Genomic DNA, 17,966 nt, shown 5'->3' with positions numbered 1-17,966 from the left:
GGCCATGGCGGCGACGAAACGGCTGACCGCCGATGCGCTCGCCGAGGCGCTCAGGGAGCGCACCGGCCACAGTTTTGGCGACCATCAGCGCCTGCAGCGGGCGCTGACCCATGCCAGCGCTCGCGGCAGTCACGCCGGCATCGACTACGAACGTTTCGAATTCCTGGGCGACCGCGTTCTCGGCCTTGTCGTTGCCGATATGCTGCTGGCGGCATTTCCCGACGCCGCCGAGGGTGAGCTGTCGCTGAGATTGAACGCTCTGGTCAACGCTGAAGCCTTGGCGGAAATTGCCGAGGAGATCGGCCTGCCGGAACTTATTCGCGCCGGTTCGGACGTACGCGGCCTCGACGGGCGCAAGCGCGTCAATCTGCGCGCCGATGCATTGGAATCGCTGATCGCCGTGCTCTATCTCGACGGAGGGTTGGAAGCGGCCCGTGCCTTCATCCACAAATACTGGCAGCCGCGCTCGCAAGCCATTGACGCCGCCCGTCGCGATGCGAAAACCGAACTCCAGGAATGGGCGCATCAGGCGGCAGGCGCAGTGCCGGTTTACATAATCGACAGCCGCGAGGGACCGGACCACGATCCGCTGTTCACCGTCAGTGTCAAGGTTGGCGCCTATCCGCCGGCGACCGGCAGCGGGCGCTCCAAGCGCGAGGCGGAGCAGGCTGCAGCCGCGGCACTTCTGCAGCGGGAAGGCGTCTGGCTCGATCAAGGGAGTGCCGCATGACCGCCACCGAAGCTCCGGCAACAGAAGCTCCCGCTACCCGCTCCGGCTTCGTCGCGCTGATCGGCGCGCCCAATGCGGGGAAATCGACGCTGGTCAACCAATTGGTCGGCGCCAAGGTGTCGATCGTGACGCACAAGGTGCAGACCACGCGCGCTATCGTGCGCGGCATTGCCACCCACAACAACGCGCAGATCGTCTTCGTCGACACGCCGGGCATATTCAAGCCGAAGCGCCGGCTGGACACGGCGATGGTGACGACCGCGTGGGGCGGCGCCAAGGACGCCGATATCGTGCTGCTCTTGATCGACGCCGAGCGCGGCATCCGGGGCGATGCCGACGCCATCCTCGAGCGGCTGAAGGATGTTCGGCAGCCGATGGTGTTGATCCTCAACAAGGTCGATCGGGTCAAGCACGAGACGCTGCTGGCATTGTCGGCTGCAGCCAACGAAAGGGTGCCGTTCAAGCGCACCTTCATGGTTTCGGCGCTGACTGGGTCCGGCTGCAAGGACCTGCTCGACTATCTCGCCGAGACCCTGCCGGCCGGACCCTGGTACTACCCGGAAGACCAGATCTCCGACCTGCCGATGCGCCAGCTCGCCGCCGAGATCACCCGCGAAAAGCTCTATCTCAGGCTGCATCAGGAACTGCCCTATTCCTCCCATGTCGAGACCGAGAAATGGGAAGAGAAGAAGGACGGCTCGGTGCGCATCGACCAGACCATCTATGTCGAGCGCGACAGCCAGAAGAAAATCGTGCTCGGCCATAAGGGCGAGACGATCCGCGCCATCGGTCAGGCCGCGCGAATGGAAATCGCAGGCATACTCGAGCAGAAGGTGCACCTCTTCCTGTTCGTCAAGGTGCGCGAGAACTGGGGCGACGATCCTGAGCGCTACCGCGAAATGGGGCTCGAATTTCCGCACTGAGCCTGTTTGGGCGATCCACCGAGCGGCCTGTTGGCCGCCTCAGGATTTTGAGAGGTCGCCGGGGTGCCCGATCGGTCGACTTGCGTATTGAACAGCCGCCGAATCATTCCGGAAGCCATGCGTCGACCACGTCGGTCGAGCCGTTTCTTATTGGCACCGGCGCGGCCCGAAATCCTGAGCGGGTTCTGAGAAATTTCCGATATTTCATGCAGAACCGGCCAGTTAGACCGGTTGGAGCACCTGCCGACACTGCGATCGTGCGTGGTTCCCGTTCGTCGTCTCTCCGTCACACACTCTGCCTATAGGCTGTGCGAAAGACCCGCTTCCGAGCAAACCGGAACCGGCGGGCAAACAGCCAGATCAGGACATGACCGGGACTTGGAATCGCATCGACCGCATCCGTCAGACCGAGTTTGCAGACGCCGTCGCTGTTGAGATCGAGCGCGTGCTGGCGCGGCAAGGCAACGTGACGAACAGCGATGCGGTCGTTGCAGCGGGCAGGGTCGCCGGCGCCGTTGCCGCCGCCGTCGCTTTGCTTGCGCCGACCGACATCAGTGCGATCGACACCATGCAGGAAAGATTACCCGGCATGGCGTCGCGTTTCGTGCGGATATTGGCAGCCGAAGCTGCGGAACGCCGTGCCAGGAGGCCTCTGTCGACGGCGCACGACGGCCAAGGGGCAGACATCCAACGCCTGGCCGGAACGGGCGACCTCGACTCGATGCGGGTCGAGGACTGGGCCGGTCGGGTCGCCGGGCCGACGTTCCTGCAGCACAATCTCGGCATATCGCGCTCGACTCTGCATCGCTGGCAGCGCAGCGGCACGGTCGTTGCGTTGCGCACCGGTGGCCGCAAACATGTATTTCCCCTGGCCCAGTTCATCGACGGCAGGCCGGCGCCGGGTATCAAGGAAGTGCTATCCGCGATGCCCGATCCACGGCATGCCTGGTCGTGGCTGATCGGCCCCGCGCCCGGCCTCGCCGGACGTATTCCCATTGAAATGCTCAAACGGGATCTGGTGGCGGAAGTCGTTCTTGCCGCACAGAACGCAGCGATGGCGAAGTCGACTTGATCTCGCTGCCAGCGTTAGAAGTCTATTCTAAAAAAAACACGCACAAGGAATGTATGTCGGATTCCGATCGGTTTGCCGGCTAATTGCATAAGTATATTTTTGTACAATTGTGACAGTGTCTCGTTTGTGCCGGGGACAAATGTGAAGAACATATGAAGTGATATTTGTGCAACATGGATTTATTCTGTTATGCAAACATTGATTATTTTTGGAATCGTCATTGAGACTGGAATGCGGATGAGTATGTTCGCCGCCTGAAGAGGGGGTGCGGTGCGCGCCTTTTTCCACGTGGGTGAGGCGTTCAGCCGTTCAACCCATGAATCCAAAAGCCATTTTTAACTTTGACTGGAGAGGTCAGAAAATGAATATCAAGAGCCTTCTTCTCGGCTCAGCCGCGGCATTCGTCGCGGTCTCCGGTGCGCGCGCCGCCGACGCTGTTGTCGTCGCCGAGCCGGAACCCGCCGAATACGTCAAGATTTGCGACGTCTACGGCGCCGGCTACTTCTACATTCCCGGCACCGAGACCTGCCTGCGCATCGGCGGCTATGTCCGCTATGACGCCAGCTTCGGCGACGCCGGCCGCGTTTTCGATGGCGCGACGACACACGACCTTATGGACGGTGACGAGCAGCAGACCTGGAACAAGAATGCCCGCTTCAATTTGAAGACGTGGACCGGCCAGGAAACCGAGCTCGGCACGTTGAAGACCTATACCGAGACGCGTTTCAACTTCGGCAATACCAAACGCACCGTGAGCGGTGTTGATTTCAGCGTGCAGGACAACAAGGCGGTTACCCTGAACTTCGCCTGGATTCAGCTTGGAGGTTTCCGCGTCGGTAAGGATGAGACTGTCTATGATTCGTTCATCGGCTACGCCGGCAACGTCGTCCAGGACACTGTCATTCCTTACGGCACCAAGGACACCAACCTGATCAGTTACTATTTCGACGGCGGTAATGGCTTTACGGCAGTCGCCTCGGTCGAAACGGGCTCCGGCGCTGACCAGTCGATCGACAGCTACGTTCCGTTTGTCGTCGGCGGCGTGAAATACAAGGGTGACTGGGGTGCGATCACCGCGGTCGGCGCCTATAACAGCACGTCGGAAGAATGGGCCGGCAAAGCTCGCCTCGACGTCAAGCCGATTACTGACCTGACCCTGTTCGTGATGGCGGGCTACGGCAGCGACGACAACGTCGCGAAGAACTTCTACAAGCGGTGGACTGGCAACTTTGCCGTCTGGGGCGGCGGCAGCTATGCCGTCAACAAGAAGACCTCTTTGAACGCCCAGGTCTCCTATACCGACGACCAAGACTTCGCCGTTGCAGCCAACGTCGCCTACACCATCGTTCCTGGTTACACGATCACCGCCGAAGTCGATTATTACGACAATTTCGATGCCGACGATGCCGACGCAATCGGCGGCATCTTCCGCTTCCAGCGCTCGTTCTGATCAAACGACGATCTCGCAAAAAACGGCCCGTAGCGTATCGCTACGGGCCGTTTTGGTTTGGCGGCGGATAGTCGCTCATCTTGATTTCGCCATTCAACCGGTGACAAGCTCTCGTCATGGAATGGCACGACGAGGGAATCATTCTCGGCACCCGCAAGCATGGCGAAACCAGCGCCATTCTCGAGGTAATGACGCGCGCGCATGGCCGCCATCTCGGCCTCGTGCGCGGCGGCCGTTCGCGCAAGCAGCAGCCGGTCTTGCAGCCCGGCAATCGCGTCGACCTGTTGTGGCGGGCGCGGCTCGACGAGCATCTCGGCACCTTCCAGGTCGAGGCTATCGAGATGAACGCCGCCCGGCTGATGGACAGCGCCGTTGCCGTCTACGGCTTGCAGACGATGGCCGCGCATTTGCGTCTTTTGCCCGAGCGTGACGCCCATGGCGGCCTTTACGAGACGCTTGCGGTGATGATCGCTCATCTCGACGATGCCGATGCCGCCGGCGAGTTGGTGGCCCGCTTCGAGCTGCTGGTACTCGACGAACTCGGTTTCGGCCTCGATCTCAGCCAGTGTGCGGCGACCGGCACCAGGCAGGACCTTGCCTATGTCTCGCCGAAATCCGGCCGCGCCGTGTCGCGGGCGGCGGGCGCGCCGTGGCGCGACAAGATGCTGGCGCTGCCTGCCTTCCTGCAGCGCGGCTCCGGGCTGCGCGCCGATCCGGCGGCGATCGAGGACGCCTTCCAGCTGACCGGCTTCTTTTTGACCCGCCATGTCTACGAACCGCGCGGCATCGAGCCTCCCGGCGCCCGCGCCGGGTTTCTCGCCGCTTTGCGCAGGCATCATTCACCCGGCCATGAATCCGGCAAGGCAAGCGCCGGGGAAACCGCCACCGGGGAAACCACCAGATGAGCGAAGTTGAACCTGATCCCGAAAACGTTTCGCCGCTCGGCCTTGGCACCATTTCGCAGGTGGGCGAGGCCATGCGACGGCCGAGTTCAAAGCGAATTTGACGCGGCCGATCACGCCCAGGACGGGCGAGGTGGTGTGCGAGGGCAAAGTAGTGCACAAGGGCAAAGTAGTGCACAAGGGCCGCACGCTGACGGTTTCGGAAGCGGCGCTGAACGACGCCAACGGCAAGCTGCTGGCTTTCGGCACCGAAACATGCTCGATCTTTCCGGCCAATCTGGCGGCACGTTGAATGGACCGGCCGTTTGGCCGCCGCATTTGAATGTCACTGAACATTGAATGTCAGTGACAACTGGCTTGGTTTGGGGGAACCGCCATGTTTGAAAGCCTGATTGGCCTCGTCGCCATCATCGCGCTGTTCGTCATCATTTCACGCCAGCAGAGCCGCATCGGCCTGATCGAGCGCGAGCTTGGCGCCTTGCGCAGCCTTGTGCTTTCGGGCACGCCCGCGCTGCCGCCGCAAGCCAAGGAACCGGCTGCAAACGACAGCAAACCGGCGGATGCCGCAATCCCGCTTGCGGTCACAGCCGACATGGCCGTATCGCCACGGCCCGCAGCGGTCGTGTCAGCTACAGAGGCCGATGCCGATACAACGGCGCCGTCCGCGCCGGAGTCGGCGCAACCGGCGGCAGCGGCGAAGGCAGCTCGCCAGTCCGACGTCGAAACGGCGCTCGGTACCCGCTGGGCGGTCTGGGTCGGCGGCATCGCGCTGGCGCTGGGTGGCTTGTTTCTGATCCGCTACACCATCGAGGCCGGCATTTTCGGGCCACGCGTGCGGCTTGTCATGGCGGCGGCACTCGGGCTGGTGCTGGTCGCCGGCGGCGAGTTCATCCGGCGCACCGGCTTCAGGGTGCCGGTGCAGGGTGCCGCCGGTGCCTATATCCCGGCGATCCTGACGGCGGCCGGCGCTTTCATCCTGTTCGGTACCGTCTACGCCGCGTACAGCATTTACGGCTTCATCGGCCCGACGCTCGCTTTCACGCTGCTCGGCGCCATCGGGGTGGCGACGATCGCGGCAAGCCTGGTCCACGGTCAGGCGCTGGCCGGCGTCGGCCTGCTCGGTGCCATGGTGACGCCGCTGCTGGTCGCCTCGCAGGCGCCCAATCCGTGGGCGCTGTTCGGCTATCTGGCGATCGTGCTCGCCGCCACCTGCGTCATTGCCCGCATCCGCGACTGGAGGCTTTTGATGGCCGCAGCCTTCGTCGCTACGGGGATCTGGACCATCTTCTACATGACCGATGCGCCGGGGGCGAACCTTGCCGTCATCCTCTTTATCGACGGGGTGACACTGGCCGTGCTCGCCTTCGTCTGGCTTGGCCGCCGCGACGAAGCGGTCGCCGGCAGCGGCTTCGACTGGCCGTCGATCGCGCCGGGCTTCTTCGTCGGCCTTTCGGCGCTGGCCCTGTTTGTCGATCCGGCCTTCGCCGCCATCCGCGGTGCATTGCCGGGGGCCGCCCTTGTCGCAGCCCTGGTGGCGGTGGCGCTCTACCGGCCGCAGGCGCTTGCACTGCTGCACGCCGCCGGGCTGGCGACGGTACTGGTCTATCTCGGCATCATTCCGCCGACCACGATCGCTTCCGATTTTTCGGGTGGCGCTCTCGGCGTCGACGGCATGCCGGTCGTGGCGTCCGATGCCTTGATGCTCAGGGTCGGCATCGCGCTCGGCCTGGTCTTCATCGGCGCCGGCTTTTGGGCGGCGCGCCGTTTTGCGGCCTCTGGCTGGCTGCGCGCCGCCGCATGGGCGGCGTGGAGCGTTGTCGCGCCACTGGTCATCCTGCTGGCGCTCTGGTCTACCTTCGGCAATCTCGACCGAGACCTTGCTTATGCGGCGGTCGCAGCCGTTTTGGTCGGAGTCTTCGTCGCCGGCGGCGAATGGATAGCGCGCGGCGAGGCGCCGCCGCTGACCGGCGGCGCTGCCGTCTCCTTCGCGCTCGGCGGCGCGGCAATCGCCGGCCTGTTGATGCTGCACATGGCCTTTGGTTCCGGCTGGACAACCATCCTGCTCGGAGCAGCCGCCGTCGTGCCGGCGCTGGCGACGCGCTGGCGCAGCTATCCGGTGCTTGGCTGGATTTCCGTTGGCGCGGTGATTGCAGTGCTCGGCCGCGCTGCCTTCGACCCGACCATCGTCGGTGCCGAGTTCCTGTCGAAGACGCCGGTGTTCAACTGGCTGCTGCTTGGATATGGCGTGCCGGCGCTCGCTTTCGGTTTTGCCGCCTGGCAGCTTGCCCGAACCACCAACGGCCGACCGCGCCTCGCCATGGAGGCAGGCGCCGCGCTGTTTGCCCTGCTCACCGTCGCCATGCTGGTGCGCCATGCCATGCATGGCGGCGTCATCGATACGGCTGCTGCGACGCTTGCCGAACAGGCGATCTACTCGCTGATCGCCATCGGTGCCGGTGCCATCCTGGTCGCCATCGACATGCGCTCGCCAAGTTCGGTGCTGCGCTACGGCTCGATTGCAGCGGGCGTGGTCTCGGTCGCGTTCATCGTCCTCCAGCATTTTCTGGCGCTGAACCCCTTGCTGACGGATGAATCGACCGGCAGCATTCCGGTGTTCAACCTTCTGTTGCTCGCCTACCTCTTGCCGGCGGTCGCGACAGGCGCACTGGCGCTCTATACCCGCGACAAGCGGCCGAAATGGTATGCGGCCATGCTGGCGGTTGTGGCGGCGGTGCTCGCCTTCGCCTATGCGACGCTGTCGGTCAGGAGGCTGTTCAAGGGTGAGTTCATCGGCCTGTGGAGCGGTCTCGGCCAGCTCGAGACCTATACTTATTCGGCACTGTGGCTGGTCATCGGCGTGGTGCTGCTCACCGCCGGTGTCTGGCTGAGGTCGCAGGTGCTGCGCATTGCGTCGGCGGCGCTGATCTCGGTCGCCGTGCTCAAGGTCTTCATTTTCGACATGTCCGAACTGGAAGGCGTGTTGCGGGCGCTGTCTTTCATCGGCCTCGGCGCGGTGCTCATCGGCATCGGCCTGTTCTATCAGCGGCTGCTGACAAGGGCGGCGAAAGCAAAGCTCGAGACGAGCAATAGCTGACGATTTCAATTTGGCCGGGAATAAACCTGCCACTGGCAGCGTTATTCATTTGCTTGGGTGACCGGGGCGGCGGACCGCTTCGCGCTGGCCGCTTGCGCCGCGCTGCAAAGGCGCGTTCAATCATCACGGACAGGGGCCCTCCAGAACCAGCGGTCATGGACGAAAAGAAGGCAGCAATCCTTGGTGAAATACCGCGTCTGCGCCGCTATGCACGCTCGCTGTTGCGCGACCGCGATTCCGCTGACGATCTCGTCCAGGATTGTCTCGAGCGGGCACTTGTGCGGCTCGACAATTGGCAGACAGGAGAAAGCCCCAGGAGGTGGCTGTTTACGATCATGCATCATTTGTTCATCGACCAGATGCGCAAGGTGAACCGGCGCGGCGAGGCAGCGATGCTGCCGCTCGAGGCGAGCGAGGCGCAGGCAGCACCCGCCAAGCAGGTCGAGAGCATCGCCTCGCGCGAGATCGTCGACGCGCTGCAGGCGATCAGCCCTGACCGGCGCGCGGCACTTGTGATGGTCGCCATCGAAGGGTTTTCCTACGCCGAAGCCGCCAACATCCTTGGGGTTCCCGCCGGCACCTTGATGTCGCGCATCGCGCGCGGGCGCGAGGAACTGCGCGCGCTGCTTGATGATACCGCGCGCCGCCGGTCGATAAGGATCGTCGAGAAATGAGCCGACGCGATTTCTCCGAACGCGACATCCACATGGCTCTCGATGGCGAGTTGCCGGGCGATGAGCGGACGGCCTATGAGGCATGGCTCGAGGCCAATGCCGAGATGAAGGCCAGGAGCGCACGCTACGCCGCCGACCGGGCAGCGTTGCGCGCAGCCTTTAACGGCGTGCTGGACGAGCCCGTCCCGGTGCGGCTGACCAAGGTGGTGCTTGGCGAGGCGCCGGTTGTCAGAGTGTCGCCGTCGCGCTCGCGTTGGTGGCTTGCGGCCGCCGCTGCCGCCATCCTGGTGATTGGCGGCGCTGGCGGCTACCTTGCCGGCATCGGCCGCCTCGGCCTGGAAAACACGGCCGAAGACCAGCTTGCCGAAGAGGCGATCGCCGCCCATGTCATCTATGCCGCCGAAAAGCGGCATGCGGTGGAAGTGCCGGCAAGCGACAAGGATCATTTGCAGAGCTGGTTGTCGAACCAGGTGGGTTTGAAGCTCGTCGCACCGGATCTGGCGGCGCAAGGTTTCCAACTGGTCGGTGGCCGGCTGCTGCCTGCCGGCCAGGGCAAGGCCGCGATGCTGCTTTACGAGGACGACAAGGGCGAGCGCATTTCGCTCTTCGTCATCGCCGAATCGGCAGCCAAGGCCAAGGGCACTTATGGGGAAGAAGATGGTCCTGAGGCCGTCTACTGGCTGGACAAGGGTTATGGCTGCGCCGTCGTCGGATCGCTGCCGCGCGAGCAGCTGGCCGCAGTGGCCAAGAGCGCCTATGGCCAGCTTCTGGCGGGCTTGAAAAGCTGAGCAGGATCTCGTTTTTCCGGAGCCGCGCCGATGCCGAAACACGAAGGTCGTTTCAAAGCCTTTGCGCGACCTGCCTGCCTTGAAAACTGTCACAATTCGGCCCTAATCGAGGTGCGATAGCGCTTGCTGAATGCTGGCACTTCGGCTGGTGTGACCGATGTTTAGACTAGGGCAGTTTCCACAACCCAATCGAGGTTTTCTGAGCCCGCATGCCTGCCGAGATTCGCAAGGCCCGCGCGTCCGACGTCGATGACCTCGCCGCCATCGAAAAAGCTGTTTTCTCGAGCGACCGCATTTCTCGCCGCTCTTTTCGCCAACTGATCGAACGCGACACCGCCGAACTGCTGGTTGGCGAGAACGATGGCCACGTCGCCGGCTATGCGGTCGTGCTGTTTCGCAAGGGCAGCGGCGTCGCGCGGCTTTATTCGATCGCCGTCGGTCCATTTTTCGGCGGCCGCGGCGTTGGCCGCCTGCTGCTGGAACAGGCTGAAGCCGCCGCTTTCGAGCATGGCCGCATGATGCTTCGTTTGGAAGTCCGCGAGGACAACCCGCGCGCCATCCAGATCTACGAGCAGAGCGGCTACCGCAAGATCGGTCGTGAACCGGACTACTACGAGGATGGCGCCACTGCGCTGCGCTATGAAAAGACCTTGCGCGGCGACATTCCGGTCGCCACCGAAGTGCCGTTTTATCAGCAGACTTGCGAATTCACCTGCGGACCATGCTGCCTGATGATGGCGATGGCTAACTTCGACCCCGGATTCGTGCCGGATCCGGTTATGGAAATCAGGCTGTGGCGTGAGGCGACGACCGTTTTCATGATGTCGGGGCCGGGCGGCTGCGAACCGTTCGGGCTGGCCGTCGCCGGCTATGAGAGCGGGCTTGCTGCTGAGATCTATGTCTCCTTCTACGGCGCGCTGTTCCTGCAGTCGGTGCGCAGCGAGGACAAGCGCCGGGTGATGGAGCTGGCGCAGGTCGACTTTCGCCGCCGCGCGGAACTTTACGGCATCCCGGTGAATTACCGTTCATTCGGGCTTGACGACATTCGCACCGCGATCGCAGAGGGAAAACTGGTACTGGTCCTGATCAGCGGCTTCCTGATGTTCGGCAAGAAGGTTCCGCACTGGGTATTGGCCATCGGTGACGACGGCGATCATATCCTGATCCACGACCCCTGGGTCGAGGACGAGCGGCAGGAGACGATCCTCGATGCTGCCAACATTCCCGTGCCTTACGGCATCTTCATGAACATGGCGCAATTCGGCCGCGACGGATTGCGCGCCGCCATCACTCTCGGAAAGCGCGACAGCCAATGACCTGGGTCATCCTTACCGGCCGGCAGAACGATCTCGACCAAGTGGCGACGCCGCACAAGATCATCACCAATCGCGACTACCTTGCCCATCCGGCACTGTTTCGCGGTCAGCGGCCGAAGGTCATCAACCTGTCGAACAATTACGGCTACCAGAGCCGCGGCTATTACGCGTCGCTGCTTGCCGGTTCGCGCGGCCATAAGGTCATCCCGACGGTCGAAACGATGATCGACCTGTCAGAACGCAAGCTCTATGAGCACGCGTTGCCGGAACTCGAACTCGCACTCAACAAGTGCCGCAAGGACCTGGGCGGCGCTTTTCCGCAGAAGGTCTGCATCTTCTTCGGCATCGGACCATCCAGGATCTGGGACCGCTTCGCAAAACTTCTGTTCGACTGGTTCCGTGCCCCGGCGCTCGAGGTTCACATCAGGGACAGCGCCGAATGGGCCTCGATCCGCAAGATCGGGTTCCATCCCCTGGCCAGGATGACCGAGGACGAGGAAACGCACTTTCTCCAGTGCCTGGAGACCTACACCAACCGCGAGTGGCGCGACACCAAGGGCCGCACGCCGGCGCGCTACACTTTCGCCACGCTGGTCGATCCGCATGAGGAACTGCCGCCGTCGGAGATTTCGTCGCTGCGCCACTGGGCCAAGATCGCTGAAAAGATGGGCGTCGAAATCGAGCCGATCACCAAGCGGGATCTGGCCAAGCTCGCCAACTACGACGCGCTGTTCATCCGCGAGACCACCTCGATCTCCAATCATACCTACCGCTTTGCCCGCCGCGCCCAGCAGGAAGGTATGCCGGTCATCGACGATCCGCTGTCGATGATCCGCTGCACCAACAAGGTCTATCTCAACGAGCTGATGACCTACAACAAGGTACCGGTGCCGCCGACGGTGATGATTGCTGGCACTTCGGACCTGGAAGTTGCGGCACAGACGCTGGGCTTCCCGCTGGTGCTGAAGATCCCGGACTCCTCGTTTTCGCGCGGCGTCAAGAAATGCGGCACCTTTGAAGAGTTGAAGACGCTCGCAACCGAATGGCTGGAGGATTCCGACCTCCTGATCGCGCAAAAATTCATTCCGACGGAATATGACTGGCGCGTCGGTGTCCTCGGCGGCCAGCCCTTGTTCGCCGTCCATTATCTGATGGCCAAGAAACATTGGCAGATCGTCAATCATAAGGCCAACGGCAAGCCCGACCAGGGCGGCATCAAGACGTTCACCCTGAAGGAAGCACCGGCCCATGTCGTCGAGACGGCGGTGAGCGCGGCGCGCTGCATTGGCGACGGCCTCTACGGCGTCGACCTCAAGGAAACCAGGGACGGCGTCTTCGTCATCGAGGTCAACGACAACCCCAACCTCGACCACGGCTGGGAAGACTCCGGCGAAAAAGACGAGGTCTGGGTGCGGCTGACGCAGTGGTTCCTGGAGCGGCTGGACCGGCCGGGGCGATAATATCCGAACTGAGGGGAAAAAGATGCTGTTCTTCGTAACCGAGGATTTTCGCGGCTGCGACCGCAAGGAGATCTACCGCCGTTTCCGCGACCAGGGCCGCCTGAAGCCGGACGCGCTTCTCGTGCACCACAGCTGGATCGCAGCGGATATGAGCCGCTGCTTCCTGCTTGTGGAGGCCGATGACGTCACGCTCCTGCAACGGTGGGTCATCGAATGGGCGGATCTGGTCGAATTCGAGATCGTTCCCGTGGCGACGAACAAGGATATGGTGGAGGCATTGAGCGGACATCTCTGACCCGTTGGGAACCTCCTGGTTCGCCACAGCTGAATGCCGCCTTCTCCTATCAAGGAATTAACACGCGGATCGAGCGCCATCTCAAGGAGATCTAAGCCGGTTGCCCGCGCTTCCGCGAGACTGTCGCACTTAGCCGGACTGCCGGATCGTCGCGCTCGACTTCAGCAGCCGATTAATGTCCGACGCCTTTGATGGCACCCCGATCAAATAGCCCTGGGCCTCGACACAACCCTCCTTTTGCAGGAATTCAAGCTGCGCTTCGGTCTCGACACCTTCGGCGGTGACGGTGATGCCCAGCTGTGCGCCAAGCCCGATGATGGCGCGCACGATCGCCCCGGTATCGCGACTGTCGATGTCACGGGTGAAAGAGCGATCGATCTTGATCTTGTCGACGGGAAAGCGCCTGAGGTAGCCCAGCGACGAATAGCCGGTGCCGAAATCGTCCAGCGCGATGCGGACGCCCAGATCGCGGAGCTGCCTGAGTGTCTTGAGCACCAGATCGCTCTCGTCCATCAGCACCGTTTCGGTGATTTCCAGTTCAAGCCGGTTGGCCGGCACGCCCGAGAACGCCAATGCCGAGATAACGCTGCGGGCAAAGGTACCGCTTTTGATCTGCACGGCGGAGACATTGACGGCGATGCGCCAAGCCGCCCAGCCTGCCGCGGTCGTGCAGGCTTTTCGCAGCGCCCATTCTCCAAGCGGCACGATCAGCCCGGTCTCCTCGGCGGCCGGGATGAAGTCGTCCGGCCGTACCAGGCCGCGCACCGGCGAACGCCAGCGCATCAAGGCTTCGGCACCGACGATTTCGCCGGAGGCGATGTTCATGATCGGCTGGAAATCCAGCTCGAATTCCCGTCGCGACAGCGCTGCCCTGAGATCGATTTCGAGCGCCCGGCGTGCCCGCACCATCGCGTCCATGGCTGGTTCGAAGAAGCGGTACAGGTTGCGCCCTTCGCTCTTTGCCCGATAGAGCGCCATATCGGCATTTTTCAGCAAAGTGTCGGCGTCCTTGCCGTCATTCGGAAACAGCGCAATGCCGAGACTGATGCCGACACGCATGTCGTGTCTTTTGTCGCGAAACGGCTTTCCGATGATCTCGACGATGCGTTTGGCCAGCTTTTCCGCGTCGCCCGGGCTTTTGAGATTGAACTGGATGATGACGAATTCGTCGCCGCCGAAGCGGGCGACAACGTCCGTTTCATTGCGCAGGCACCGTTGCAGCCGTTCGGCCACGCATTTCAGCAGCCAGTCGCCGGCGGGGTGGCCCCAGCTGTCGTTGACCGCCTTGAAATGATCGAGGTCGAGCGAGAATATCGCCAGCGATCCGTCTCTCGTCTCACTCAGGGCTTGGTCGAGCCGTTCGCGAAGCATCGAGCGATTGGGCAGGTTGGTCAGTGTGTCGTGGTGCGCAAGATGGGTCATGCGCTCTTCCACGCGCCTGCGCTCGGTGACGTCGTCGAACGTCGCGACCCAGCCGCCGCCGCTCATCGGCCGGCGCGCAACCAGCAGCGTCCTGCCGTCAGCGAGATGGCGATGCGTTATGTGTGTTTTCCCCGCCCGCAGGCAGGCTTCGATTTGCGAGATTTCGCTGTCGGGGTCGAGCTTTGTATAAATGCCCAGTTCCAGCAGCCGCTTGAACGCATCACGGTGGCTCATACCAAGCGGGAAGTCGGCCGGCCTGACATGATAAAGTTCCAGGAAACGTTCGTTGCGCACGATCAGCTTGCCATCCGCATCGTACATCAAAAGGCCTTGCGACATGTTGGCAAGTGCCGCGTCGAAACGGCGGTGCTGCTCCTTCAACTCCTGCTCGGCGCGCCGTTGCTCGGTGATGTCCTCGTAGATCGATACCCAACCGCCTGACGCCAGCGGCCGGTGCGAAATGTTGACGATACGCCCGTCTGCAAGCGTTTCCTCATAGGTGGAAGGTTTTGCCTGGTCGATATAGGGCTTGCGGATAGCATAGAGTTGCTCAGCGCTTTGCGAGGCGATGCCGATATCCACGCTGTGCTGGAGGATGTCGAAAAACCGGATGCCGGGCCGCACCACTTCGGCGTCGAGGCGAAAGATACTGATGTAGTTCCCGTTGCAGATGATCATCCGTTCATCGGCATCGAACATGCACAGGCCATGCGACATGTTCTCGACCGCTGCCGAAAAACGCTCGTTCTGTTCGCGCAGCTCGTCTTCAATAGGTTGCGGCTGACCAACGCCTTTGGCCCTCTGTCGGCGGACGGACGAACCAGCCTTGATACCGGCAACGGGCATGAGGCAAGCCTATGGACCATGGTTAACCATGGCACTGTTGTCCCTGCCGGTTAATTTACCGTTTTCAGCCGGCTGGAACGGCAGTCTGGCGTCGCGACTTTTCGATCGCCGCAAAGCGTTTGAGAAAGGCATTCTGCGCCCAAGTCACCGAGCGCGGCGTGACGTCGAAGTGCTCGGCATTGAAGCCGCGCGGCCGGCCGAAGAACTCCGTCGCCTCTGCCGTCGAAAAACCCGCAAGCAGCGTTGCTTCGAAATAAGCGGCGATCTGATCCGCTCGCTTGATCTCCTTGCGCAGTCCCGCGTCGAGTTCGGCCGGCAGTGAAAAGCGCAGATGGATGGCGCGCTGCAGCCTGATCTCGCAATCCCTGTAGCTGCCGCCCATCACGGATTTGAACGGCGAGATCATGTCGCCGATGACATATTCCGGCGCGTCGTGCAGCAGCGCCGCCAACCGCGCGTCGGCGTCGGCATCCGGCATCAGCTCGCCGACAAGCGTTTCGACCAGCAGCGAATGCTGGGCGACAGAAAAGGCGTGCTCGCCTCTGGTCTGGCCGTTCCAGCGTGCGACGCGGGCAAGGCCATGGGCAATATCGGAGATCTCGATGTCGAGCGGCGAGGGATCGAGCAGATCGAGCCGTCGGCCGGACAGCATGCGCTGCCAGGCGCGCGGCGGCGCCCCGGCGCGATCGGCAGCCATCAGGCGTCCTCCGCGCCGATGGCTTCCCGCGGAAAACTGAATTTCGCCCAGGACGGGATAGCGAGCGACACGGCGACGTCCTCCGCAAGGATCGGCAGGCCGGCGTCGAGCGCTGCCTTGACCCGGTCGATGCGGGCAATGGCAAGGCCTGTCCTGGCCGCGGTCGAGCCAAGCGTGCCGATCGGTCGCCCCTCCACGGTCAACTCTGCGCGCGAAGTGGGCAGGGTGCGTTCGGCCGAGACAATCAACACCCGACGCCTGGCAGTGCCGCGATGCTGCATGCGCGAGACGACCTCCTGGCCGACGTAGCAGCCTTTCTTGAAGCCGACACCGCCGATCTCGTCGAGCAACACGTCATGCGGAAAAGCGTCGCCGAGCTGGTAGTCCGCACCGCTTTCGGCAATGCCATGGGCGATGCGAAAGGCTTGCCATGCGGCAAGGTCGCCGCCATCTGCGGTGTCATCGTAGAAGCGCTTGACGGCAGTATCGACAAACCGCGCATCAGCAAACGGTGCTGATTCAAATTGCGAAGTGGTTGAATCGCTTCCCCATGCGACGGCCACAACCGGCTGATCCAGCTTGGCAATTTCGACTTTGGCGCGCAATTTGTAGAGCGTCAGCCGGCGCATGAAATCATCGGCGGTCTCGGTACGGCATTCAAGTCGGAAAGCATTTTCGCCGGCGCGCGAGATCAGGAAGTCGAAAAGGATCTTGCCTTGCGGCGTTAGCAGCGCGCCGGGCTTTGCTTCGCTGCTGCCGAGCACGTCGAGGTCGGTGGTCAGGATGTTCTGTAAAAAGTGCTCGGCATCCGGCCCGGACACGGAAACGAGTGCGCGATCTCTGAGCGGGGCAAAGGGCATGGTGGGAAAACGAGCCTGATCTTGCAAAACTATCGGCCATTACGTAAGCCGCTGGCACTTCCCCCGCAAGAGACCGGATCCGTATGGCCCCCATCTACGATCTCATCCTGACAGGCGGCACCGTGGTCAATCACGACGGCCAGGGTTTTCGCGACGTCGGTATCAATGGTGGGCGCATCGCTGCCATCGGCGACCTCCGCCAGGCGTCGGCCGGTGAGACGATCGACTGCCGTGGGCTGCACATCCTGCCGGGCGTCGTCGACAGCCAGGTGCATTTCCGCGAGCCGGGCCTGGAGCACAAGGAAGATCTGGAGACGGGCTCGCGGGCAGCGGTGCTCGGCGGCGTCACCGCCGTCTTCGAGATGCCGAACACCAATCCGCTGACCACCAGTGAGGCAACCCTTGCCGACAAGGTGCGGCGTGCCACCGGCCGCATGCATTGCGACTTTGCCTTCTGGGTCGGCGGGACCCGCGACAATGCAAAAGACGCTGGCGATCTCGAGCGGCTGCCTGGTGCGGCCGGCATAAAAGTTTTCATGGGCTCGTCCACCGGCGACCTGCTGGTCGAGGACGACGAAGGCGTTGCCTCGATCCTGAGGAACACACGCCGCCGCGCCGCCTTTCACTCCGAGGACGAGTTCCGGCTGCGCGAGCGGCTTGGCGAGCGCATCGCGGGCGATCCGTCCTCACATCCGGTGTGGCGCGACGAGATCGCTGCGTTGCGCTGCACGGAGCGCCTTGTGCGAATCGCGCGCCAGGTCCGCGCCCGGATCCATGTGCTGCACATCTCGACCGCCGAGGAGATAGGCTTCCTCGAACAGCACAAGGATGTCGCGACCTGCGAGGCGACGCCGCATCATCTGACGCTGAGCGCCGATGATTATGCGCAGTTGGGCACCCTGATCCAGATGAACCCGCCGGTGCGCGCCACGCGCCATCGCGACGGGGTCTGGTACGGCGTTGCGCAAGGCATCGTTGATGTGCTCGGCTCCGACCATGCGCCGCACACGCTGACCGAGAAGGCAAAGCCTTATCCGGCGTCGCCGTCCGGCATGACCGGGGTGCAGACTTTGGTGCCGATCATGTTGGATCATGTCAACGCCGGCCGGCTGACGTTGCAGCGCTTTGTCGACCTGACCAGCCACGGCCCGCAACGCATATTCGGCATCGCCAGGAAAGGCCGCATTGCCGCCGGCTACGATGCCGATCTGACCATCGTCGATCTGAAGCGCCGCGAGACCATCGCCAACGCCCAGCAAGGCTCCAAGGCCGGCTGGACGCCTTATGACGGCAGGCAGGTGACCGGCTGGCCGGTCGGCACCATCGTGCGCGGCCGGCGCGTGATGTGGGAAGGCGAGATCGTCACGCCGGGCCAGGGTAGGGCGGTGGAGTTTTCCGAGGCGTTGGCGGGCTAAGCTCCTGTCTCCAAGAGACCAT

General features: G+C 62.9%; 16 protein-coding genes. 13 read left to right on the top strand and 3 right to left on the bottom strand.

Annotated features, from left to right (window positions below):
• Window positions 1-4 precede the first annotated feature (4 nt).
• The 12 genes from rnc (at window position 5) to NKH90_RS22415 (ending at window position 12,704) form a co-directional block, all read left to right on the top strand.
• Window positions 5-730, top strand: a complete 726-nt coding sequence (rnc, locus tag NKH90_RS22470; protein WP_352501816.1) for a ribonuclease III — start codon at window positions 5-7, stop codon at window positions 728-730.
• Window positions 727-1,653 carry a GTPase Era gene (era, locus tag NKH90_RS22465; RefSeq protein ID WP_352530336.1) on the top strand — a complete coding sequence of 309 codons (927 nt, stop codon included), beginning with the start codon at window positions 727-729 and terminating at the stop codon, window positions 1,651-1,653. The genes rnc and era overlap by 4 nt, the downstream gene beginning before the upstream one ends.
• Before the next feature lie 367 nt (window positions 1,654-2,020).
• A complete protein-coding gene (locus NKH90_RS22460) occupies window positions 2,021-2,725 on the top strand; it encodes an antitoxin Xre/MbcA/ParS-like domain-containing protein (RefSeq protein ID WP_352820943.1) in 705 nt (234 codons plus the stop codon).
• 361 nt (window positions 2,726-3,086) lie between these two features.
• On the top strand, window positions 3,087-4,175 hold the full coding sequence (locus tag NKH90_RS22455) for a porin (RefSeq protein ID WP_352820941.1): 1,089 nt from the start codon (window positions 3,087-3,089) through the stop codon (window positions 4,173-4,175).
• Between the two features lie 116 nt (window positions 4,176-4,291).
• Window positions 4,292-5,080 carry a DNA repair protein RecO gene (recO, locus tag NKH90_RS22450; protein WP_352471051.1) on the top strand — a complete coding sequence of 263 codons (789 nt, stop codon included), beginning with the start codon at window positions 4,292-4,294 and terminating at the stop codon, window positions 5,078-5,080.
• A gap of 151 nt (window positions 5,081-5,231) precedes the next feature.
• The gene (locus tag NKH90_RS22445; RefSeq protein ID WP_352490907.1) at window positions 5,232-5,369 is read left to right on the top strand and encodes a hotdog fold domain-containing protein; all 138 of its coding nucleotides are present in this window, start codon (window positions 5,232-5,234) and stop codon (window positions 5,367-5,369) included.
• An 84-nt stretch (window positions 5,370-5,453) separates the two neighbouring features.
• A complete protein-coding gene (locus tag NKH90_RS22440; protein ID WP_352820938.1) occupies window positions 5,454-8,171 on the top strand; it encodes a DUF2339 domain-containing protein in 2,718 nt (905 codons plus the stop codon).
• Between the two features lie 155 nt (window positions 8,172-8,326).
• Complete coding sequence (locus NKH90_RS22435) at window positions 8,327-8,845, top strand: sigma-70 family RNA polymerase sigma factor (protein ID WP_352820935.1); 519 nt, start codon at window positions 8,327-8,329, stop codon at window positions 8,843-8,845.
• The gene (locus NKH90_RS22430) at window positions 8,842-9,633 is read left to right on the top strand and encodes an anti-sigma factor family protein (RefSeq protein ID WP_352471054.1); all 792 of its coding nucleotides are present in this window, start codon (window positions 8,842-8,844) and stop codon (window positions 9,631-9,633) included. Before NKH90_RS22435 ends, NKH90_RS22430 begins: the two co-directional genes overlap by 4 nt.
• 209 nt (window positions 9,634-9,842) lie before the next feature.
• The gene (locus NKH90_RS22425) at window positions 9,843-10,949 is read left to right on the top strand and encodes a peptidase C39 family protein (RefSeq protein WP_352471055.1); all 1,107 of its coding nucleotides are present in this window, start codon (window positions 9,843-9,845) and stop codon (window positions 10,947-10,949) included.
• Window positions 10,946-12,409 carry a RimK family ATP-grasp domain-containing protein gene (locus NKH90_RS22420; RefSeq protein ID WP_352471056.1) on the top strand — a complete coding sequence of 488 codons (1,464 nt, stop codon included), beginning with the start codon at window positions 10,946-10,948 and terminating at the stop codon, window positions 12,407-12,409. The genes NKH90_RS22425 and NKH90_RS22420 overlap by 4 nt, the downstream gene beginning before the upstream one ends.
• A 22-nt stretch (window positions 12,410-12,431) precedes the next feature.
• Window positions 12,432-12,704 (top strand): DUF3303 domain-containing protein, encoded by a 273-nt coding sequence (locus NKH90_RS22415; RefSeq protein WP_023719871.1) that lies wholly within the window; start codon window positions 12,432-12,434, stop codon window positions 12,702-12,704.
• Between the two features lie 129 nt (window positions 12,705-12,833).
• Here the strand turns inward: NKH90_RS22415 and NKH90_RS22410 are convergent, their stop codons facing one another.
• From NKH90_RS22410 to ygfZ, 3 genes are all read right to left on the bottom strand, one after another.
• The gene (locus NKH90_RS22410) at window positions 12,834-14,972 is read right to left on the bottom strand and encodes a putative bifunctional diguanylate cyclase/phosphodiesterase (protein ID WP_352820931.1); all 2,139 of its coding nucleotides are present in this window, start codon (window positions 14,970-14,972) and stop codon (window positions 12,834-12,836) included.
• A 64-nt stretch (window positions 14,973-15,036) separates the two neighbouring features.
• On the bottom strand, window positions 15,037-15,669 hold the full coding sequence (locus tag NKH90_RS22405; protein WP_352820928.1) for a YfbR-like 5'-deoxynucleotidase: 633 nt from the start codon (window positions 15,667-15,669) through the stop codon (window positions 15,037-15,039).
• Window positions 15,669-16,529, bottom strand: coding sequence for a CAF17-like 4Fe-4S cluster assembly/insertion protein YgfZ (gene ygfZ / locus NKH90_RS22400; RefSeq protein ID WP_352820925.1), 861 nt, complete (start codon window positions 16,527-16,529; stop codon window positions 15,669-15,671). The genes NKH90_RS22405 and ygfZ overlap by 1 nt, the downstream gene beginning before the upstream one ends.
• 83 nt (window positions 16,530-16,612) lie before the next feature.
• Between ygfZ and NKH90_RS22395 the strand changes: the two genes are divergently transcribed.
• Entirely contained in the window at window positions 16,613-17,944 is a 1,332-nt protein-coding gene (locus NKH90_RS22395; RefSeq protein ID WP_352820922.1) for a dihydroorotase, read from the top strand.
• The last annotated feature ends 22 nt before the right edge of the window (window positions 17,945-17,966 follow it).

The sequence above is a fragment of the Mesorhizobium sp. M0898 genome, assembly GCF_040319695.1.
In the GTDB taxonomy this organism is placed as follows: domain Bacteria; phylum Pseudomonadota; class Alphaproteobacteria; order Rhizobiales; family Rhizobiaceae; genus Mesorhizobium.
Note: the sequence above shows the minus strand (reverse complement) of the source record. Positions and strands in the feature narration are given on the sequence as shown.